Annotated in this window: 20 protein-coding genes; 8 read left to right on the top strand and 12 right to left on the bottom strand. The window is 69.4% G+C overall.

The genetic code is table 11. From position 1 onward, the window contains the following. The 8 genes from MK181_08930 to MK181_08965 form a co-directional block, all read right to left on the bottom strand. The coding region (locus MK181_08930; protein MCH2419924.1) for a glutamate--tRNA ligase family protein at nt 1–415 on the bottom strand (415 nt) is incomplete at its 3' end. Between the two features lie 51 nt (nt 416–466). Continuing rightward, entirely contained in the window at nt 467–1,114 is a 648-nt protein-coding gene (locus tag MK181_08935; GenBank protein MCH2419925.1) for a TetR/AcrR family transcriptional regulator, read from the bottom strand. A gap of 86 nt (nt 1,115–1,200) precedes the next feature. Then, nucleotides 1,201–2,352, bottom strand: coding sequence for an acetyl-CoA C-acetyltransferase (locus MK181_08940; protein ID MCH2419926.1), 1,152 nt, complete (start codon nt 2,350–2,352; stop codon nt 1,201–1,203). A 56-nt stretch (nt 2,353–2,408) separates the two neighbouring features. Then, entirely contained in the window at nt 2,409–3,620 is a 1,212-nt protein-coding gene (locus MK181_08945; GenBank protein MCH2419927.1) for an acyl-CoA dehydrogenase family protein, read from the bottom strand. A gap of 81 nt (nt 3,621–3,701) precedes the next feature. After that, a complete protein-coding gene (locus MK181_08950; protein MCH2419928.1) occupies nt 3,702–4,244 on the bottom strand; it encodes a hypothetical protein in 543 nt (180 codons plus the stop codon). Between the two features lie 42 nt (nt 4,245–4,286). Then, on the bottom strand, nt 4,287–5,237 hold the full coding sequence (locus MK181_08955; protein ID MCH2419929.1) for an alpha/beta hydrolase fold domain-containing protein: 951 nt from the start codon (nt 5,235–5,237) through the stop codon (nt 4,287–4,289). Nucleotides 5,238–5,243: 6 nt separating this feature from the next. Beyond that, nucleotides 5,244–5,633, bottom strand: a complete 390-nt coding sequence (locus MK181_08960) for a hypothetical protein (GenBank protein ID MCH2419930.1) — start codon at nt 5,631–5,633, stop codon at nt 5,244–5,246. 3 nt (nt 5,634–5,636) lie between these two features. After that, a complete protein-coding gene (locus MK181_08965) occupies nt 5,637–6,137 on the bottom strand; it encodes a glycine/betaine/sarcosine/D-proline family reductase selenoprotein B (GenBank protein MCH2419931.1) in 501 nt (166 codons plus the stop codon). A gap of 100 nt (nt 6,138–6,237) precedes the next feature. On the opposite strand from MK181_08965, the gene MK181_08970 reads away from it, so the two are divergent. From MK181_08970 to menC, 5 genes are read left to right on the top strand one after another with little or no spacing between them, the layout of a single operon-like run. Beyond that, nucleotides 6,238–6,999 carry a MerR family transcriptional regulator gene (locus tag MK181_08970; GenBank protein MCH2419932.1) on the top strand — a complete coding sequence of 254 codons (762 nt, stop codon included), beginning with the start codon at nt 6,238–6,240 and terminating at the stop codon, nt 6,997–6,999. Continuing rightward, nucleotides 6,990–8,303 (top strand): isochorismate synthase, encoded by a 1,314-nt coding sequence (locus MK181_08975; protein MCH2419933.1) that lies wholly within the window; start codon nt 6,990–6,992, stop codon nt 8,301–8,303. Before MK181_08970 ends, MK181_08975 begins: the two co-directional genes overlap by 10 nt. Nucleotides 8,304–8,332: 29 nt before the next feature. After that, nucleotides 8,333–10,069, top strand: coding sequence for a 2-succinyl-5-enolpyruvyl-6-hydroxy-3-cyclohexene-1-carboxylic-acid synthase (menD, locus tag MK181_08980; GenBank protein ID MCH2419934.1), 1,737 nt, complete (start codon nt 8,333–8,335; stop codon nt 10,067–10,069). 1 nt (nt 10,070) lies between these two features. Beyond that, complete coding sequence (menH, locus tag MK181_08985) at nt 10,071–10,898, top strand: 2-succinyl-6-hydroxy-2,4-cyclohexadiene-1-carboxylate synthase (GenBank protein MCH2419935.1); 828 nt, start codon at nt 10,071–10,073, stop codon at nt 10,896–10,898. Further along, nucleotides 10,898–11,917: an o-succinylbenzoate synthase gene (menC, locus tag MK181_08990; protein MCH2419936.1), complete on the top strand. Its 1,020-nt coding sequence runs from the start codon at nt 10,898–10,900 to the stop codon at nt 11,915–11,917. The genes menH and menC overlap by 1 nt, the downstream gene beginning before the upstream one ends. Here the strand turns inward: menC and MK181_08995 are convergent. Together MK181_08995 and MK181_09000 are read right to left on the bottom strand one after the other, a co-directional pair. Further along, nucleotides 11,914–13,263, bottom strand: a complete 1,350-nt coding sequence (locus MK181_08995; protein ID MCH2419937.1) for an MBL fold metallo-hydrolase — start codon at nt 13,261–13,263, stop codon at nt 11,914–11,916. The two genes, menC and MK181_08995, sit on opposite strands and share 4 nt — an antisense overlap. Nucleotides 13,264–13,300: 37 nt before the next feature. Then, the gene (locus MK181_09000; protein MCH2419938.1) at nt 13,301–14,191 is read right to left on the bottom strand and encodes an alpha/beta hydrolase; all 891 of its coding nucleotides are present in this window, start codon (nt 14,189–14,191) and stop codon (nt 13,301–13,303) included. 33 nt (nt 14,192–14,224) lie between these two features. On the opposite strand from MK181_09000, the gene MK181_09005 reads away from it, so the two are divergent. Next, entirely contained in the window at nt 14,225–15,106 is an 882-nt protein-coding gene (locus MK181_09005; GenBank protein ID MCH2419939.1) for a glutaminyl-peptide cyclotransferase, read from the top strand. A gap of 42 nt (nt 15,107–15,148) precedes the next feature. Here MK181_09005 and MK181_09010 read toward each other — a convergent pair whose 3' ends face one another. Then, nucleotides 15,149–16,690: a site-specific DNA-methyltransferase gene (locus MK181_09010; GenBank protein ID MCH2419940.1), complete on the bottom strand. Its 1,542-nt coding sequence runs from the start codon at nt 16,688–16,690 to the stop codon at nt 15,149–15,151. Nucleotides 16,691–16,894: 204 nt separating this feature from the next. Then, the gene (locus MK181_09015; GenBank protein MCH2419941.1) at nt 16,895–17,944 is read right to left on the bottom strand and encodes a hypothetical protein; all 1,050 of its coding nucleotides are present in this window, start codon (nt 17,942–17,944) and stop codon (nt 16,895–16,897) included. 83 nt (nt 17,945–18,027) lie between these two features. Between MK181_09015 and MK181_09020 the strand changes: the two genes are divergently transcribed. Both MK181_09020 and MK181_09025 read left to right on the top strand, forming a co-directional pair. After that, entirely contained in the window at nt 18,028–19,713 is a 1,686-nt protein-coding gene (locus tag MK181_09020) for an amidohydrolase family protein (GenBank protein MCH2419942.1), read from the top strand. Next, on the top strand, nt 19,710–20,978 hold the full coding sequence (locus MK181_09025; GenBank protein ID MCH2419943.1) for a CapA family protein: 1,269 nt from the start codon (nt 19,710–19,712) through the stop codon (nt 20,976–20,978). The genes MK181_09020 and MK181_09025 overlap by 4 nt, the downstream gene beginning before the upstream one ends. Nucleotides 20,979–21,044: the final 66 nt, after the last annotated feature.

A 21,044-nucleotide genomic window follows, 5' to 3' on the forward strand; every position in this document is an offset into this window, starting at 1 on the left:
CAAACGAAACCTCACCCCGCACAATGTCGTCGAAGGCCATGGTCTGCCCGGCTGGCATCCGGAATCGCACAGCCAGCCCATCTGCCAGCGTGGACCCGCTGACCTCCCGGTTCTCGGCATCGCACAGGTAGGCCAGCCCACGCTCCAGAAGGTCCGCCACGACCTGGCGGTGGCGTTCCTGGCGCGCTGACTGGAAGATCGGTCCCTCGTCCCAGTCCAAGCCCAGCCACTCCAGCTCCGCGAGCAAGTTGTCGGTGAGGTCGCGTCGGTTGCGCTCGGCGTCGGTGTCCTCGATTCGCAGCACGTACGTTCCGCCCACCGAGCGGGCGTACAGCCAGTTGAACAAGGCCGTCCGAGCACTGCCGACGTGTAGGAAGCCGGTGGGCGACGGGGCGAAGCGGACTCGGGCGGTCACTGGCCCGAGACTACCGGCGGGCCCACGTTGGCAATCCGGCCCGGTGGCCGATCAGGGCAGCCCGACGATGGTCCGCCGGATGATCCCGGCGACCGTGTCGACTAGTACGTCGTGGGAGACACCCCACCGCTCCAGGCCGTGCTGGTGGTTGGCCACATGGGCCAGCATCCCGACGACCACGCCGGCCGAAGCCATGGGGTCTCCGGGAATACGCCGCTCGGCAGCCAGGTCCATAAGGGCTGAGGTGGCTCCGGCCAGCAGGAAGGTTCGGATATCTCGGAACCGGAGGTCGCCCTCCATGCTGGCCAGGTCAAGGACCCGCAGCACCGGCTTGTGGCGGGTCCAGAACTCCAGCATCCCATCGGCAACCACTTTGGCCGACCCGTCGGGGTCGCCGTCCCAGTCACGGTTGGAAACCAGCTTGCGGAGGTCACCGTGCCAGGCTTCTGACAGATCGCTGGCCAGCGCCAACATGACCGACTCCACGTCGGGGAAGTACTGGTAGAAGGTGGCCGGCGAGGTTCCAGCCTCCTGGGCAATGTCGACCACCTTCAGGTCGCGGTACGCCACCGAGTCCAGTAGTTCACGCGTGGCGCTGAGTAGTTTCTGGCGGGTGGCCAGACCCCGTCGGCCGGGAACGCGGCCGTCAGCGGCCCGCAGATCAGAGTCGATCTCCACGGTTCCGGTCTGCTCGTCCACGGTGATCACCGTAGTCCCGCCCCAGTATCTGATGCTGTGTCAGGTCCGGGGTCAGTCGACCGGCTGGAACCCGTTCCCTGGCGTCGTCAGAGCCTTTCCAAGATGGTGACGTTGGCCTGACCGCCGCCCTCGCACATGGTCTGGAGGCCAAAGCGGCCGCCGGTACGTTCCAACTCGTGGAGCAGGGTGGTCATGAGCTTCGCGCCGCTACACCCCAGCGGGTGGCCCAGGGCGATAGCTCCACCGTTCACGTTGACCTTTTCGTGGGGGACGCCGTGTTCGGCCATCCAGGCCATGGGAACCGGGGCGAAGGCCTCATTGCACTCGAAGAGGTCAATGTCGTCGATCGACATGCCCGACTTCTCCAGGGCATACGCGGTGGCCGGGATGGGGCCGGTCAGCATGAAAATCGGATCGTCACCTCGCACGCTGATGTGGTGGATGCGTGCCCGGGGTGTGAGGCCGTGGTCGGCTACCGCCTGCTCAGAGGCCACCAGCAGAGCAGCCGCCCCGTCGCTGGTCTGGCTGGCTAGCGCGGCAGTGATTCGGCCGCCCTCCACTAGGGGGGCTAGTTGGGCCATCTTCTCGATGCTGCCGCCCCTGCGGGGGCCCTCGTCGTGTTCTACGCCGGCCAGCGGTGCCACCTCGGGTTGGAACCGTCCCTCGTCGATAGCCGTGATGGCCCGCTCGTGGCTGGTCAGAGCGAAACCCTCCATCTCGTCACGCGAGATGTCCCACTTCTCGGCGATCAGTTCGGCACCCCGGAACTGGGAAACCTCTTGGGTGCCGTAGCGGTCCACCCATCCTGTCGAGCCGGAGAATGGGTCGTCATGGCCGAGGGGTCGGGCCGCCTCGAGGGCCGTGGCGATGGGGATCATGCTCATGTTCTGCACGCCGCCCGCCACGACCAGGTCTTGGAGGCCGGCCATCACGCCCATGGCGGCGAAGCTGACCGCCTGCTGGCCCGATCCGCACTGACGGTCGACGGTGGTACCGGGAATAGCCTCGGGAAGGCCGGCGGCCAGCCATGCCGTGCGGGCAATGTCACCGGCCTGAGGGCCGACGTTGTCGACACAGCCGAAGACCACGTCGTCGACGGCCATCGGGTCCAGGTCGTTGCGCTCCACCACCTCGCGAATGACGTGGGCGCCGAGGTCGGCCGGGTGCACTTCGGCCAGGCCGCCTCCCCGCTTACCGGTGGGGGTCCGGACGGCGTCGACGATATAAGCCTCGGTCATGGCTCGCTCCTGGTTAGTTCTGCCAAAAGGCTACGGCGTGGCACAGTCGGTGACCGCTACCGGGGTTCCCGGGGCAAGCCCAGGACTCGCTCGCCAATCACGTTGCGCTGGATCTGGTTAGAGCCGCCGTAGATGGTGTGGGCCCTGCTGTAAAGGAAGGTCCGCTGGAGGTGGTCCAGCTGATAGCCGATGCTCAGGGGGTCGTCCAGGGGTGGAGTGGCGTCCACGCCCACCATGCCGCTGGCCCCCCGTACCCGCATCCCGAGTTCGCCTAGCCGGCGGTGCCACGACGCCCAGTAGAGCTTGCCGATCGACATTTCGGGGCCGGGCACGCCGTCGGCTACCAGAGCGGTGAGCATCCGGAGCTGGTTGTAGCGGAGGATCTCCAGTTCGCTGTACGACCGCATCAGGTCTTGGCGCAGGGCGGGGTTGTCCAGGGCGCCGTTCCGGCGGGCCAGGTCCAGCAGGGCGTCCAGTTCCTGGCGGTAACCCGTTTGCTGGCCAAGCGTTGAGGCCCCGCGTTCGAAGCCGAGAGTTCCCATGGCCACCGCCCAGCCGTTGCCGACGCCTCCGACCACTAGGTCGGCGTCGGTCTCAGCGTCATCGAAGAAGACCTCGTTGAACTCTGAACCACCGGTGACCTGAACGATGGGGCGTACTTCGACGCCCGGTTGGTCCATGGGCACCAGTAAGTACGAGAGGCCGGCGTGGCGCTCGCCGTCTGGATCGGTCCGGCAGACCACGAACGCCCACTGGGCAACCTGGGCCAGCGAGGTCCAGACCTTCTGGCCGGAGACCAGCCACCGGTCGCCGACTAAGTGGGCTCGAGTGGAGACGTTGGCCAGATCGGAGCCGGCATTGGGCTCGGAGTACCCCTGGCACCAGTGCTCTGTGCCGGCGAGGATGGGTGGAACGAATCGCTCCTGCTGCTCCAGTGTCCCGTAGGCAACGACGGTCGGGCCGAGCAGGGTGAGGCCGATGTTGGGGATGCGGCCCGGTGCCCGGGCCTCGACGTAGGTCTGGTGGAAGACGACCTGTTCGGCCAGGGAGGCGTCACGGCCACCCAGGCGCTCCGGGTAGTCGAGGCCCAGCCATCCGCCCGAGGCCAGCTGGCGCTCCCAGGCGAGGAGGACCTCGGCCTCGACGTCCTCCTGGCCGACGCCGCCCCGGCCCCGCAGGTCGGCGAACTCCCCCACCAGGTGTTCCTCTAACCACGTGCGGACCTCGTCGGCGAACGCCTCCAGTTTGGGGGTTCGGGCGAACTCCATGGGTATCGACGGTACCGAAGCCCGGCACCCGTCTGGTGCCCGGTCGTTCGACGCCCAGCCAGCGAGCGGGTCGGGTAACGCTCAGCTAGGCGGGACCAGCAGGCGGGCCAGGGCGGAGCAGAGGCCGTCCAGGCGGTCGGCGCAACTCCGGTAGACCTCGACGGGTTCGCCGTACGGGTCAGCGACCTCGTCGGCCACCCGGCCGGTGGTGAAGTGTCCACCTCGGGCCCCGTCCAGGGCCCGGACCCAGTCGGTCAGCAACCGGGCACCCCGGGGACCAACCTGGCCTCCCAGTCGGGCCACCTCGCCGGCCAGGAAGGTTCGGCTCCGAGCGTCGGGGTCCGCCGAGCCGATCTCCGCCTCGTGGCGCCGGGTCATAGCCACCACCAGGTCCGCCGAAGCGAGCAACTCGCCGGTCAGGGGCCGGCTGACGTGTCCGGACAGGTCGATGCCCCGGTCGGCCAGCACCTCCACGGCGGCCGGCGTGGCCGGGCCACCTACGGCCACCGTACCCACGGAGCGGACCTCGGGGCCGTCGGCGCCCGACTCGGCCATCCGGGTCCGGAGCAGGGCCTCAGCCATCGGGGACCGGCAGATGTTGCCGGTGCAAACGAAAAGGATCACCGGCCGACGGTACCTGAGGTCGGACGTCGACCCGGGCGGTGGTCAGGCCACGGGTAGGGCGTCGATAGCAGCAGCCAACACGGCAACGTCAGACTCCCGGGCCCGGCGGCTGGACTCCAGGTGGGGTACGAAATGCCAGTAGCCGTGGACCTGTTGTTCGTGGTTGGCCACGGTGACCGGGACCCCGGCGTCCCGCAGGACCTCGGCGTAGGCCAAGCCCTCGTCGAGCAGTGGGTCGTAGCCGGCCACGATTACGTGGGCCGGCGGCAGCCCGGAATGGTCGGCGGCCCGGATCGGGGCGGCGTACGGCTCGGCGACTAGGCGGTCGGCGCCGCCGTAGTGGTCGGCAAACCATCGCATCGTCTCCAGGTGAAGGAAGTACCCGGTGGCGTTCTCCTCCAGTGACGGCCACCGGCCCGACGTCAGGTCGAAATCGACCGCCGGGTAGATCAGGAACTGGAAGGCGATGGCCGGGCCGGAGCGGTCCCGGGCCATGAGCGACACCACCGCTGAGAGGTTGCCCCCGGCGCTGTCGCCGGCCACCACCAGCCGACCGGCGTCCACCCCGAGATTGTCGGCGTGTTCGGACACGTGGCAAACCGCGGCGTAGGCGTCGTCGACGGCCGCCGGGAACGGGTGCTCGGGGGCTAGGCGGTAGTCGACGGCTACCACCACGGCGCCCGTACCGGCGGCCAACGCCCGGCACGGCTCGTCGTGGGTGTCTAGGTCGCCGATGGTCCACCCGCCACCATGCAGGAAGACGACGACCGGCGGGCGCTCGGCGTCGGCCGATGGCCTATAGATGCGCACGGGCAGGTCGTCACCGTCCGGTCCGGGGATGGTCCGGTCCTCCACGGCGGCCATCTCGGCGCCACCGGGAGGGCCGAGGGCCGAGTACGTGGCCCGCAGGGACTCCGGTGTGGTGTCGACTATGGGAGAGCGGGTGCTCTGGATGAGGTCCAGGATGGGGCGGAGGTCGTCGGCGACAGTCACCTCTGGTCAGCCTCCGGCGGCCAGACGGTCGGCCTCGTATTGGTACTGGGGGGTGTCCACCCGCTGGCGGCGGTCGTCCTCGCCATCACCACTACCCACCCCGGTTGATGAGGCGAACCGCTTCCAGGATCCGTCCCCGTCCCACGACACGCCCAGGTCCACGATGGTGCCCGGCACGTCCATGGCCTGGGCCGCGGCCAGGGCCCGCCGCAGCACGTCGCGCTGGAACTCCGGGTCGTGGGGACGCCCCACCGTGTTGCCCAACGGCACGTCGATGAAAGCTGCCCGGGGAGGGTTGGCCGCCGCCGTGATGCTGTACGCGGCGGTCAGGCAAAGGGTCGGCATGCCGGCGGCCTCCAGTGCCCGTGCGACCAGACCCACGGTCTGGTGGCACACCGGTCAGACGGGGACGAGCAAGGCCACGTCGGCCTGACCGGCGTCTCGCATGGCCAGCACTTCGTTCACGATGGCCGGGGCCAGTTCCTGTTCGGTCCGGCGCACCGAGTAGATCCCGCCCATGCATCCCAGGGCGGTGGGCGCTAGCCCCCCGATCACGCCCTCGTCGACCAATTCTCGGAGGCGGTCAACCGGGAAGACGATGTTGGGGTCCTCGCGGGCCGGCTCCAAGTCATACGCGAAGTGGGTGACCCGGATGTCGGTGGCCGGCTCGGCGCTGGGGATATGGCGGATCCCGGTGTCGTCCTTCCAGTGGTAGGCCACCTGTCCCTCGCGGTAGGCCCCGCCCGAGCCGATAAGGGCCACCGAGGCGTCGGCCAGGGCGGGCATAGGAGCCCAAGCTGGGGGGTCGGGCCGCTCGGCCCACTGGTACGCCGGGTAGCCCAGGGCGTCGTACTGGGCCCGGGTAAGGGCGATGTAGTCCACGGGCGGCGTCGGGGTCACCGGGCCATCGTGCCACGGTCCTGCGGCTGGGGCGCGGTTCAGCCACACCATTGAGAATATAAGTATCGACACTGAGAGTAACTACTCCTACAATCAGATCGTGGGATCTGCCCCCGTTTCGCCGACCGATGATCTGCTCACCGTGGACCGTCTATCTGCGGCCAGCGGAATCGGGATTGACACCATCCGCTACTACCAGCGTCTCGGCCTCCTCGAGGCACCGATCCGCCGAGGACGACGAGCCGTGTACCGAGACGCCCATCTCGACCGCTTGGCAGAGATCCGGCGACTCGCCGAAGAGGGCTTCTCGCTCGCCCAGATCGCCAACCTCGACGCGTCGGCCCGGTCCGACGCCCTGGACCGCCTTGCCGACGCCACCCACTCCCCCAGCCTGACCCGAGAGGAGGTCGCCGACCGGGCCGGTGTGCCCGAGAGCCTGGTGTCGCTCCTGTGTGACAACGGAATCCTGGAGCCGGTCGAAGGTGAAGGCGGACCCTTCTTCGACGAGGGGGCAGTAACTATGGTCCGAGCTGGGGTGGCCGTCAGCGCCGCCGGGGTACCCCTCGACGAGTTGGTCTCCCTGGCCGCCGACCACAGCGCCAACGTCGACCAGGTGGTTGACCGGGCCATCGCCCTGTTCGAGAACCACGTGAAGTCCGGAACCGACGGCTCCGACGAGGCCCTGGTTGAGGTGGTCCGGTCTCTCCTGCCCGCCGTAACCCGGCTGGTGGCCCAGCACTTCCATCGCTCTCTCGTGAACCGGGCCCTGGACCGGGTGGCCGATGCCGAGCGGCACACCCTGGCCGACGCCCTGATGGCCGCCGACGCCGCCCGGCTCGAGGTGACCTGCCGATGGCCCTAACCGACCCCGGCCTCCGCCCAGGTCGCCCGGCAACGACTACCGAGGTCCGGTCCGGTCCAGCTACCGACCCCCTGGCCTGGCTAACGACCGCGCCGGCCGGTGAGGAGCGATGGTTCTGGGAGGTCCCCGAGGATGACATGTCTTGGGTGGGCCTTGGGGCGACCGACGTGGTGTCGCTAGACGGCCCGTCCCGGTTTGATGACGCGGCGCGCCGGGCCGCTGAACTCCTGAATGACCTCGATGTCGAGGCACCAACCGACGCCCCCCTCCCCCGGCTGGCCGCCGGGTTCGCCTTCGACGACACTGCCCCGCCCGGGCCGTGGGCCCCTTTCGGCGACGGACGGCTCGTCCTCCCCGCTGTCCAGGTACTGCGTCGGGATGGCCGAACCTGGGTGACTCGTATTGACGGCGCTGATCGGCCTACACCGTTGGTGACTGCACCCCGCCCCGAGATCCCAGCCGACGTCGACCCTGCCACCTGGGCCGACGAAGACGCACTGCATCATTACCGCAACCTTGTCCGCCTAGCCCTAGACGCCATCGGGCGCGGTGAACTGCGTAAGGCCGTGCCCTGCCGGTCCCTGCGCGTCGACCTTCGACCCGACGTGGCCCGCCTCCTGTCCACCCTGCGAACCACCTACCCGGCGTGCGCCACCCTCGGCATCACCGTCGGCAACGCGTCTTTCGTGGCCGCCACCCCTGAACGCCTAGCCGCCGTCCACGCCGGACGGCTCAAAACGGCGGCCCTAGCCGGCTCTGCCCCCCGAGACCCTGACCCGGCCATCGACGCCGCTCTAGGCCAGGGCCTGCTCACCAGTCCCAAGGAACGCTACGAGCACACGGTGGTCGTAGAAGCAGTCGATCGGGCGCTGGCCGACCTAGGGGTCACCGACCGCCATCCGAGGGAACCGGGCCTCCTGAGGCTCCACGGGATCCAACACCTCCACACCCCTATCGACGCCGACCTCCCGACAGCAGTGGGATTGCTGGACCTCGTTGGCGCCCTCCACCCGACCCCGGCTGTGGCCGGACACCCGGGTGGACGATCGGCCGAGCTTCGCTCCGTTCACGAGGGCATGGACCGGGGGTGGTTCGCCAGCCCGGTGGGCTGGCTGGACGGATCAGGCGACGGCGAGTTCCGGGTTGCTCTGCGCTCTGCCCTGCTCACCGCGACCGATACCACCCTGTACGCCGGCGCCGGCGTGGTGGCCGGGTCCGACCCGGCCCGCGAGCTCTTGGAAACTGACGTGAAACTGCGGGCTCTGCTCGGACCTGTAGTGGCCACCTCGGAGGGCCTCCGGTGAATGTCGGTCCCCACCTCGGAGAGCCCCCGATGGGTGCCTCCCCCCTGCCTGTTGCCGACCCGAACGACACCCAGGCCTGGTGCCGAGCGTTCTTCGCCCAGTTGGTGGCCTGCGGCGTAGCCCACGTGGCCGCCTCCCCGGGATCCCGGTCCACCCCGATGACGGTGGCCGCCGACCGCACCGATGGCCTCGAGGTGTCGATGCACCTGGACGAACGGTCCGGGGGATTCTTCGCCTTGGGACTGGCCCGGGTCACCGGGCGGCCGGTGGCCGTGCTGTGCACCTCGGGGACAGCGGCTGCCAACTACCTACCCGCCGTGGTCGAGGCTTTCCACTCGGGCGTTCCGCTCCTCGTCCTGACCAGCGACCGGCCCCCGGAACTTCAGGGCCGGGGCGCCCCGCAAACCATCGATCAGCAGGGCCTATACGGCAGTCACGCTCGGTGGGCCACCACGTCGGCAGTTGCCGGGACCCAACCGGCCGGTGAGGCGGCCTCGCTGGCCCATCAGGCTGTCGTGCGGGCCACTCGGCCGATCCCTGGCCCGGTCCACGTCAACGTCCCGCTCCGTGAGCCGCTGGAACCCGCGGCCGACGACCCGCCACCTGTCGGTCTGCTCCCACTGCCCCCCGAGGCGGCGTCCTCCGACCCTGGCCCACTCCCCGGCCTCCTGGAGGCCGAACGGGGGCTGATGGTGGCCGGAGCCCTGGACCTTGACGCCACCGGAGTCGGCGCTTTGGCTGAGATGGCCCGCCGGACCGGGTGGCCGATTCTGGCCGACCCAGCCTCCGGCCTCCGGCGGGGCCACCACACCGCCGAGGCCCCAATCCTGGCCACTGGCGACCATTTGCTGCGTTCCTCGTGGTCCGACCGGCACCGCCCCGACGTGGTGGTCCAGTTGGGCGCCATGCCGACCAGCAAGGGCTACCGGCTGTGGCTGGACCGAGTGGGCGCCGACCGGGTGGTGGCTGTCGACCACCTCGATCGGTTCCCCGACACCGCTCTCCGGGTTACTGATCGGGTTGCCGTCGAACCGGGGCGACTGGCCGCCCTGCTGACCACCCACCTGTCATCTGCTGATCGGTCCGGTCCGTGGACGGCGGCGTGGGTTGATGCCGACACGCGGGCTGCAGCAGTAGTGGCCGATCTGGTGGACAGGGCTCCGTTCGACGAACCTGCCGTGGCGGCCGCGCTGGACCGGACCTTGCCCGCCGGGGCGAATCTGGTGGTCGCCAACTCGATGCCCCTGCGGGATCTGGACGCCTTCATGCCCGTCGGTGACCGGCCGCTACGGATCCTGGCCAACCGGGGGGCCAGCGGGATCGACGGCCAGGTGTCGACCGCCCTCGGCGTGGCTGCCGGATCCTCGGCGCCCACCGTTCTGTTCACTGGGGACCTGGCCCTTCTCCATGACGTCGGAGGGCTAACGGCCGCCGGACGCCTCGGCCTGGACCTAACCGTGGTGCTGGTCGACAACGACGGCGGCGGAATCTTCCGGTTCCTTCCCATCGCTGACGAATCTCACATTGACCACCACCGCCTGTTCCACACCCCGCACGGCCTGGACCTCGGGCACGCAGCAGCCCTGGCAGGCGGCAACCTCCACCGTCCCACTGATCGTGTCAGCCTCGACCAGGTCCTTTCGGCAACCGTCGGGAGCAGGGGCCTGCACCTGGTGCACATCGTCGTCGACGCTTCAACCAACGTGGGCCTCCACCGGGCGGCGGCCACCGCCGTGGACCAGGCCCTCGCCGACCACAGGACCTGACGTGGCCACCGACGGTTCCTCCGGTCTTCACGTCGAGATGGACGGTGACGGCCCTCCTCTGCTGTTGCTTCACGGCTTCACCGGGGGGGCGGCGACCATCTGGCCGCTGGGCCACCGCCTGACCGACCTCCGCCAGGTGGCCGCCGTGGACCTCCCGGGCCACGGCCGGACCGGTGTTCCCGACGACCCGCAGCTTTTCGGGTTCGAGCACACAGTGGACGCCTTGGCACCCCTGCTCGACAGCCATCGGCTCCGGCCGGCCGACGTGGTCGGCTATTCCATGGGTGGACGGCTGGCCGTGGGGCTGGCCGTCCGTCACCCAGGGTACGTGGCCTCTCTGACCCTGATCGGATCTTCGGCAGGCCTGTCGGATGCTGCCGAACGGTCGGCTCGGGCCCGGTCTGACGACGAGCTGGCCGACGATCTCCTGGAACGAGGCCTTGAGTGGTTCGTGGACCACTGGATGTCCAGTCCGATCTTCGCCTCCCAGAAACGCCTCGGTCCTGACGCTTTGGCCGCCAGTCGGGCCCAGCGCCTAGACAACCATCCCGACGGCCTAGCCGGCAGCCTGCGCGGTGCCGGAGCCGGGCGACAACCGTCCTACTGGCATGACCTGGCTGGCCTCCGGGTGCCCGTTCTCCTGGTCGTCGGCGAGGAAGACCCGCGCTACCGGGCCGTGGCCATGCGGATGGCCGCCGGGCTGACCCGTTCAGCCATCGCCGTGATCCCTGGGGCGGGCCACGCCACCCACCTCGAAAACCCGGATAGGACGACTGACGCCATCCGGGAGTTCCTGTCCCAACTGGACGAGGAGCGGGAAGGCCGCTGATGAAGATCTGTACGGTCCGGATCGAACGCCGGCTGCTCCGCTACCGCTCCCCGATCCCCACCGCCCACGGCCCGGTCGGCGACCGCTGGACGGTGCTCCTGGCTCTCGAGGACGAGGACGGTCACACCGGCCTCGGGGAGGCCGCCCCGCTGGCCGGGTTCACCCCGGACACGGTGGACGACGCCGAGGCCGCCCTCCACCGCTGGGCTTCGGACGACAGCAACGGAGGCCTCCCCGACGGGTCGCCCACCGCCCGGGCTGCCGTGGACTCGGCGCTCCTGGACCTCGCGGCACGGGTCGCCGGGACGTCGGTCCACCGTCTGCTGGCTCCCGATAGTCCCGACCGCCTCGCCGTGGCCGCTCTGGCCACGGGAGCCACTCCAGACGATGTGGCCGCCTCGGCGGCCGAGGCGGCAGCCTCAGGCCATGTCACGATCAAGGTCAAGGTAGGCGTGGGTGGGATCGATGCTGACCTCGACCGGGTGGCCGCCGTCCGGGAACGTGTCGGAACTGACGTCCGGATCCGCCTGGACGCCAACGGCGCCTGGTCAGCCTCCGAAGCCCTAAGGGGTCTGGAACGCCTGGCCGTCTACGACCCAGAGTTCGTGGAGGAGCCGGTGGCCGGCCTGGAGGCCCTAGCCGCGCTCCGTCTCACTTCCCCTGTCTCCATCGCCGTGGACGAGTCGGCCGGTAGTCCCAAGGAGGTGGCCCGAGCTGTGTCCATGGGCGCCGCCGACGTAGTCGTCCTCAAGCCGTCGGCCCTCGGCGGCCCGTCGGCATCTGCCGAGGTAGCCGCCCGGGTCCGCGACGCCGGTCTGGATGTGGTGGTCACTTCTCTACTGGAGGGGTCGGTCGGTATCCGGGCCGCCGCCCACTTGGCGTCGGCCATCGGGGCGCTCGACCCGCTACCCGGCCTGGCTACCGCCGGCCTTCTGGCCGAAGACATCGCGGCGCCGTGTCGCCCAATCGGCGGAATGCTGTACCTCGGGATGGACGGGGTCGGACCCGCTACCGACTAGCCCAGGGCGTCCCGGATCGAACCGCCCAGGGGATCACCGACCGCCTCCCCACCGAGGGCGGCCTCCGATTCGCGGGCCGCCGCGGCGTAGATCCCTTTCGACATGAGGGATCGTTCGGCGGCCCGTCGACGCCAGTAGACGTCGGCTCGGGCCCGGTGGGCTCCCTCGTGTGTCGGTTCGGCAGCCACCGCCATCTCCACCAGGTGACAGGCCAACCTCAGGTCTCCCGACTCGGCGAGGGCTACCGCACGCTCGGCCAGCACCTCTACCGACCCGGCCAGCGATGCCAGCTCGGTGGCCAGGGACGCCTCGCGGGCCGGCTTCAGGTTCGCTGCGTTGCCGTCCCACCAGCCTCCGAACTGGCGGTACACGTTGCGGACCACGAACTCGGGTTCGTCGTACTGGGGAGCCAGCCACGGCCGGTCTTGCAGGTGGTCGGGGACCCGGACTTCGTGGATGATCTCGTCGATGGTGGCGCCCTCGTTCATCAGCTCGAGGGTGCGGCCGGCCAGGTGTTCGAGCGCCTCGGCGATATCGCCCAGAACCTGCTCCACCCGGTTCCGACCCACGATGGGTAGGCCGTGGGCCGGATAAACCCGCTCGGCGCCGGCAGCCAGCATGTCGCGCATGGCGGCCGCCCACTCGATCGGATAGCGCTGCACCTTCTGTGGGTTCCCGGCGTTGGGGAACACCCAGGAGGTGAAGTCTCCGCTGTAGACAGTCCGTCGTTCGGCTTCCCAACCCCAGGCGTGGTCGTCGGTCTCGCCCCGGGCATGCCGCAGCTCGATGGTCCGGTCCCCGATGGTAAATGACATCTGGTCCCGGAAGAGTTCGTCCGGTTCGACGACGTTGTCGGGCAGGAAGGCGGGGCCGTCGTCGCCGATCCCCAGGCCCTGCCGGTTGCGGATCCCTCCGAACTGGCGACGGTTGATAACCAGGTTCCATCCGTTGGTGGTCCGGTAACGCTCGAAGCGGTCTGGAACAGCTTCGTGGGCCAGGAACCACGGGCGGGCGTAGCCCCGGGCCTCGGCGTCGGCTACGAAGGCGCCGCTGCCGCCGACGTGATCGAGGTGGCCGTGGGTATAGATGAGGTGGGTGACCGGCTGGTCGCTCCACCGCCGTAGCTCGTCCACCACCTCCGCTCCGTGCCTGACCCCGCCGGCGTCGAAGCAGGCCAGTCCCTCGTCGGTGCGCAGAGCCCAGCAGTGGGAGAACGACTCGACCACGGCTACGTCGTCGTCGACCACCGAGAGCTGGTGGGTGACCCGGTTGTGCGGGGCCTCGGCCTGACCGGAGTCGATGACCCGGTTGGCTACGTCTACCGGGTGCAGGGAACGTTCGCTCACGGCGTACCTCGTCTCGTCAGTGGTTCGTGGGGTGGGGTCACAGGAGGATTCCGAGGGTCCGGAGGTTCCGGTCAACCAGGTCGACGGCCTGTACCGTGTCCTCGAACAGGACGAAGTGCCCTCCGTCCAGGACCTGTAGGTCTACCCCGACCGCCGCCGCCTGGTCGACGAACCATCCCGGGGCCAGGTCGGTCCGGGCTCCGGCCATGACGGCCACCGGGCAGGTGACGCGTCGGAGTGCCTCGAAGGCCTCGAGAGGACCATGGCTTCGGGTCCGGCCGAAGATGTTGGCCTCGGTTTCCGGGCGGCAGGCCAACTCAACCTTCCCGTCGTCGCGGTCGCGAAACCCCCAGCGCACGTACCCGGCCAGCGCCTCAGGGTCTAGTGCGTCCAGCGGGGGGCGAGAACCGTAGGAGGCAAGCACCTCCTCCCGGTCGTCCCACACGTCGCGGCGTCGGCGGGCGCCGACGGCCAGCGGATGGTCGTCGCCGGCGGCTCCGAAGGACTGGTGTTCAGCACTCCCCGCCCCAATGGCGATGGCCTCGCAAAGCAGCAGGGCGGCGATTCGGTCGGGGGCGGCGGCTGCCGCCTCGATTCCTACCGCTCCGCCGAACGACACCCCCAGCACCGAGAACCGGTCGAACTCCAGGTGGTCGGCTACGGCCAGGACGTCTCGGGCCGCCAGGTCGTTGCCGAGTTTGTCGACTGCTGTCAGGTCGTCGCTGGCTCCGTGCCCCCGCAGGTCTACGCCCACCACGCGACAGCGGTCGACGAGGCGACGGGCCAACGGGTCGTAGAGGCCGGCGCAGAAGCCGTTGGGGTGCAGGAGAATCAGCGGTGGTCCATCGCCGCCCCAGTCCAGGTAGGCCGTTGCGACGCCTTCACTGACCACCCGGCTGGCGACCGGCGATCCGGTCACCGCTGCCACGCCCTACGATTCTTGGGAGCGGGTCGGGTGACCATGGGCGGCAGTCTCGTCGCCCGCCTGACCTGGCGACGAGACGAGCAGCCGACGTCGATGACCGGGACGGACCTCCGCCGAAGCCCTGCCAGGGCCCTCGCCGTCCTGCTGATCGTTGTGCTGGCGGCCTGTGGTTCCGGTGAACCAACGCCAGCCGACGGGCCCGAGACCGTCCGTCGGTTGGTCCCCCGGGTGGTGGCCACCCACCCCCACGACCCTGAGTCGTTCACCCAGGGGCTGGAGCTGGTAGACGGTCGGCTCTTCGAGACCACCGGCCTCTACGGCCGGTCTGGCATCCGTGAGGTGGACCGGTCCACCGGGCGGGTCCTGCGAAGCGCCCCGCTGGACCCCACCTGGTTTGGTGAGGGGTTTACCGCCCTCGGTGATGGACGAGCCCTGCAGCTCACCTGGAAGGCTGGCCGGGCCGTCGTCTGGGACCTTGGGGACCTGACTGTGGTGGACACCCGGACCTACGGCGGGCAGGGCTGGGGGCTGTGCCGCCTCGACGGAGACACGCTGGTTCAATCCGACGGGTCTGCCACCCTCACCCTGCGGAACCCCGACAGCTTCCAGCGATTGTCGCAAGTGGAGGTGACCCTCGACGGTCGGCCGGTGGACCGGTTGAACGAGCTGGAGTGCGTGGACGGAACCGTGTGGGCCAACGTCTGGCGAACCGACCGGATCGTGGCCGTCGAGGTGGCCTCGGGACGGGTCACCGCAGTGGTTGACGCCTCGGACCTGGTGGCTAACCGGTCGGGCTTCGGTTCCGACGACGTGCTTAACGGCATCGCCCACGATCCGGAGGCCGGACGGTTTCTCCTCACCGGTAAGCGGTGGCCGGTACTGTTCGAAGTGGTGTTCGAGCCGGCCCCTATCGGTTGACCGCCCCGCCGGACCGAAACCCGGCGTCGGTCGGAAGCCTGATCAGGCGAACCGAGCCTCGACCTCGTCCTCGGTCCAGAACCCGGCCAGCGGGCGATCCGGAGACGTCTCGGCGTAGTGGCGGAGCCGGGACAGCGCCCCCTCGTCAAACAACTCCAGGGCGTCGAAGAAACCATGGCCGCCGCCGGCCCGTAGCGCCCGGTCGCCCTCGCTCCCAGTCCTGGGCAGTCGCGGGGTCAGCAGGAGCAGCCGGGGACGGCCTGCCGGATCGTCATGGTGACCGTTGGCCAACACATGGGCTCGCCCCAAGGTGCGCCACAGGATGTCGGCCCGCCGCATCCCGGGTCGGGCGTTGGTGAACGCCCCGGCTACGTCGATGTACCACTGGCGGCCCACCGCCCGGTCGGTAACCAAGAACGGAAACTTCAGGCCGAGGTCCCGCCGAACCACCCCAGTCCTGACGACCTCGAAACCTGCCTCCATCAGGAGCGCCTCGGCGATGTCGGCCACCTTCTTACCGGCCGCCGTGGCCCGATCCAGTACATGGTCGGTGGCCTGTGGCCCATCACCTGTCGGGGCGTCAACCACATCGAACAGGCCCCCTTGGGGGGCCGCCGTGCCAGCCAAGTCGCGACGTCGCCACGCCTCGGGCCGAACTTCTTCAAGGCGACGGCGCTCGTCGTCTAGGCGCTGCTTGGCCAAGGTCACGTACTCGGAGTCGAGGTCAAAGCCAACGCCTCGGCGTCCGGCCCGGAGCGCGGCCACCAGGGTGCTTCCGGAACCCAGGAACGGGTCCAGGACCAGGTCGTCCCGGTAGGTGTAAAGGTCGATCAGGCGGCGGGGCAGTTCTACCGGGAAGGGCGCCGGGTGGCCGACCCGGCTGGCCTGCTCAGCGTCGATGCGCCACACGTCCAGGGTGGCCTCCATGAACTCGTCAGTCGTGATGGTGCTCTCTGAGGGAAGGTGCTCTCGTTGGCGCTGGGCGGTTGGGCGGGCCCGGTCGAACCGGCCCTTGCTGGCGATGACAACCCGTTCGGTCATATCGCGTAGAACTGGGTTGGCGGCCCGTCGGAACGAACCCCAGGCCACCGAGCCGGTCGCCCCCTCAGCCTTCTGCCACACCACCTCACCGCGCAGCAGGAGACCCAGCTGGTCCTGAAGGATGTGGATGACGTCGGCCGAGAGGCTGCGGTAAGGCTTGCGTCCCAGGTTGGCCACGTTCACGGCGATGCGGCCCCCGGGCTCCAGCACCCGGACGCACTCGGCGAATACGTCGGTGAGCATGGCCAGGTACTCGAGGTACGACGTGGGGACCCCGTCTCGTTCCATCTCGACCTCGTAGTCCTTGCCCACGAAGTACGGCGGCGAGGTCACCACGAGAGCCACCGAGCGGTCCGGCAATTGGTGCATGTCGCGGGCGTCGCCGTTGAGGCAGCCGTCGCCTAGGTCGGGGGCCCGCACCACCGTGTCATCGTCGGACAGTTCAGGCGCGGTGAACCGGGCGTAGAACGCTGAGGCGTCGTGGTTCTCGCGCCGGCCCACACCAAATGCCGTGGTTGAGGTCGCGCCGCGCCGCTCGGTCATCGTGGTCACCCCCCGGTCCGCCCAGGCGCCAAGACGGCGCCGAGGAACACCCTCCATGGTAGGGGTCCCGCGCGCGCGGACCAATGGGGCCTCCCGATCCCTGCAATCGCGGGCATCTGACCGGTCGGCCGCCGTAGCAGACGGCCCGGACGGTCACCGACGACCACGGACCCTTGGACGGGCCCTGCCGGCGCCTGCTGTCTCTCAGCGACCCGCAGAAGCCTCCGGGAAGTCGGCCATGAGGTCGGCTAGTAGGCGGCGGGCTTGGGTGCCGGTGGTAGCCCAGTCGTAGATAGAGCCGCCCACTGCCCCCACGTCCGACAGGGCAGCCACGAACGGCCCCAGGTCGTCGATGGTGGCCAGCGGTTCACCCGGATCGACGAGGGCGGTCCCGTCGGCTGACCCGACCCCCCCGATGCCGTGGACCACCGCTTCAGGCTGGTCGAGGTTGGCTCGTACCCGTCGGATGTTCTCCGCCGTGTAGAAGGCTGGATCGGCGTGCTCCTCGGTCCGGAACGACCAGTAGCCCATGGTCATCCAGACGTCGTACCGGTCGGCCAGCTCGTCCCATGGGAACCCGGGCCAGAAGGCCAAGTTGATCTGATCGGTGATGATCGGCGGCATCACGATGGCGGCTAACGGATCTCCACCGACGGTGCGGCGTAACCGGTCGGTGAGGTCCACCAGGCGGTCCGAGCGCTCGATGGCCCCCAGGTCGTCTCTGTTCCACTCGATATCCACGGCCAGGCCGGCGAACCGACGCCCCAGTACAGAAAATCGGTCGACTGCCAGCAGGCGGTCCAGGTCCTCATCGTCGTCCCGCCACTTGGGGAGGTACCAGGCCACGACATCCACGTCGGCCCGGTCAGCGGCCAGCAGGAACCCGGCCAGCAGCCAAGGGTCGGACACCAGGCTGGTGGCCCGGGAATCAGACCGCGAGGACTGGAGGTACAGGGTCCCCACCCCGTGGTCGGCCATGTCAGCCACGTCCACCGGCCGGACGGTGATGGCCCCCGGAACGTAGGCCGGGTCGAAGTCGTAGGCGTCGACCCAGGTCCCCAAACCCCGGTACGGGTCGATGGTCCTCACCGGCGCGGCATCTACCACCAGCCGGGCCTCCACCCGGGACGGGGTTCGGCCATCAACCCACGTAGTGGGTCCGTCGGTCCCCAAAGTGGCCAGGACAGCTCCGACAGCCAGCAGCACGCCGAATCCGGCCAGGGCCACGACTCGTCTGGGCAGGCCCATGGTCACCATTCCACGGTAGCCAGCCCTCGTCCGGCGTCCGGGTCGGGTCGGCGCCCCCGGACCCGGTGCCACCACTAGCGTCCGCTGCGATGGACGAGCCAACCGGGGATTCCGAGGACCCGACCGGGGCCCCTTCTCCGACCGGCACGGGGGGCGAGGACGACGCGCCACCCGACGACGAAGTCACCGTCCCAGCTGGACCGGACGACGACCTCCGGCCCGATGCCGTGTCCCGTCGCCGCTTCGTGATCGGCCTGGGTTTCGGCGCCGCGACGTTGGCCTTCCTGCGCCGCTTGCCCGGCCAGCCCTCCACCAAGGCCGGCACGGCGGCCACCGTTCCGGCCGTCCCCCGGTCCACCACCGTCCCTACAACCACCACCCCCGAAATTCTCCCGTCCCTCGACGACGCCCCACCGACTACCGCCGACCAAGTCCACGATGTAGTGGTGTCCGGTGGTCGGATCATTGACCCCGAGTCAGGTTTCGACGCCGTCGGCCACCTGGGAATCGACGGCGACACCGTCACCCGGATCAGCCTCGATCCCCTGGCTGGTAGGACCACGCTGGACGCCCGCGGCCTCGTCGTAGCCCCGGGCTTCATCGACATCCTGTCCTACCCGCCCACCGGCTACGGCGAGTGGCACAAGGTGGCCGACGGGGTTACCACCAACCTGTGCATGCACGGCATCGACAACCCCATGGACAGGTTCCTGGTCCAAGCCGCCGAGCATCGGCCCCCGGTCAACTACGGCGGAGCGACCGACCAGTCGACCCACCGCATAAACCTCGGGATCGGCATCGACTACGCCAGCGACACGCAGATCACCGAGCTGGTCCGCCTGGCCGACGTGGACCTGCGGGCCGGAGCCCTGGGTATCCATGAACAACCCGAGTACAACATCGGGGTCACCCTCGACGAGATGCTCCGCCACGGCGACCTGGCCGCCCGGTACGGCGTGCCACTGTGCCTGCACCTGCGGTACTCCGAGGACCTGGAGCCCGGCACACAGGAACAGGCGGTAGCCGAGGCGGTCTCCGTGGCCCGCCGCACCGGCTGCGCTGTCCACGTGGAGCACATCAACTCCACCGGAGGAACCGGGAGGATGGCCGAGGCCATCGCTCAGATGGAGGCTGGTCGAGCCGAGGGCCTGGCCCTCACCGCCTGTACCTACCCCTACACCTACTGGGCCACCTACGCCAGGAGCACCCGGTTCAACGACTTCCAGGAGAAGTACGACATCTCGTACGAGGATCTGCAGGTGGCTGGCGAGACCAACCGGCTAGACGAGGCCGGTTGGCGTCGGGCTCACGACGACAACAAGCTCACCGCCGCCTTCGCCATGTCCGACGACGACATCGACACGGCGCTGGCCACCCCGTGGGTGATGGTCGGCTCGGACGCCATCCTCCACAGCCACCACAACAACCACCCCCGTGCGGCAGGCTGCTTTAGCAGGGTGCTGGGCACCTACGTACGCGACCGCGGTGTCCTGGGACTAGCCGAGGCGCTGGCCAAGATGACCATCCTCCCGGCCCAGCTGCTGGAATCCTGCAGCCCGGCCATGGCCCGCCGGGGCCGGCTACAGGCTGGGGCGGTGGCCGACGTGACTGTGTTCGACCCGAGCACCATCACGGACCGGGCCACCATCGCCAAGACATGGCTGGAGTCGACCGGCATCCACCACGTCTTGGTCGGCGGCCAGGTGGTGCGTTCAAGCGGCGTGACCGACCAGTCAGTCCGGCCCGGCATCCCCATCCTCGGTGATGTGGCGTGAGTAAGCCCCTGCACCCCCTCTTCCGGTCGGAACGGCGTGCCGCGTGGGTCCTGCAGCTCCTCGTAGTAGTCAGCGTCCTGGTCGTCCTGGTCGTCGACGTCATCGGCGACAGCCCGCCAAACCAGGAAGCGGTAACGCCCGAAGCAGCACGGACAAACGGCCCAACGGCCCCGGAGGACGCGACACCTGACGCTGAGGCGCCCACCACGGTTTCGACCCAACCAGCCCCCACCACGACCGAACCCGTCCGGACGTTCACGTTGGTCGCGACGGGCGACATCATCAGCCACGGGGCGGTAGCCGAACGGGCCGACGCCAACGTGGACGACGGTTGGGACTTCTCGGAGATGTTCCGGCGGGTCCGGCCCATCCTGGCCGGTGCCGACCTAGCCCTGTGTCACCTGGAGAGCCCGCTCTCGATGGGCGACGACGACCTGAGCTTCCGGGGGACCTTCCGAGTCCCATCTTCGCTGGCCGACGCCATCGCAGGAGCCGGGTACGACGGCTGCTCCCTGGCCTCCAACCACGCCCTGGACTCCGGCCCGTCCACCGTGGAGTCCACCCTGCACCACCTTCGACGGGTCGGGCTGGCCACCGCCGGAATGGCCGACCATGCCGAGGCCGCCGGCCCGGCCTGGTTCAATCCCGGCGGAATCCGGGTGGCCCACCTCTCGGTAACCGATCTGCTGAACGGGCGGGACCTGCCCACTGACCCCCCGTGGCTGGTCGGCCACCTCGACGTTGACCTAGTGGCGGCTAACGCGGCCGCCGCTGTGGACGCCGGTGCCGAGTTCGTGGTGGTCAGCGTGCACTGGGGTGAGGAGTACCGGACCGACCCGACAGCCCGCCAACTCGAGGTAGCTGACCGCCTCCTGAGGGCATCCGACGTAGACCTGGTGCTGGGCCACCACGCCCACGTGGTTCAGCCAGTGATCCTCCAGGACGGCAAGGCTGCGGCACTGGGGCTAGGGAACTTCTTGACCAACCAGCCAGGTGACGACAACAACCCGTGCCGGTCCTGTCCCCCGCATACCCAAGACGGCATAATCGCCTGGTTCGCGGTCGCCGACGTCGCGGGCGGGCCGCAGGTCGTCGACGCCGGCTACGTGCCCACCTGGGTGGACCGGACTAACGCCTATGAGATCGTGCCCATCGGTATCGACAACCCTGACCACGTGGACCCGGCGGTGTTGGCCGCCTCAGCAGCCCGGACGGCGGCCGTCGTCGAACCCGACCTGCGCCGCCTGCAGTTCACGGCAGACTGACCGGGCCTAACGCCGGGTCAGGGGACGGACCGCCCTCAACCCGCCCGGAGGGCACTCCGGTAGGCT

This window comes from Acidimicrobiales bacterium, from assembly GCA_022452035.1.
In the GTDB taxonomy this organism is placed as follows: Bacteria; Actinomycetota; Acidimicrobiia; order Acidimicrobiales; family MedAcidi-G1; genus UBA9410.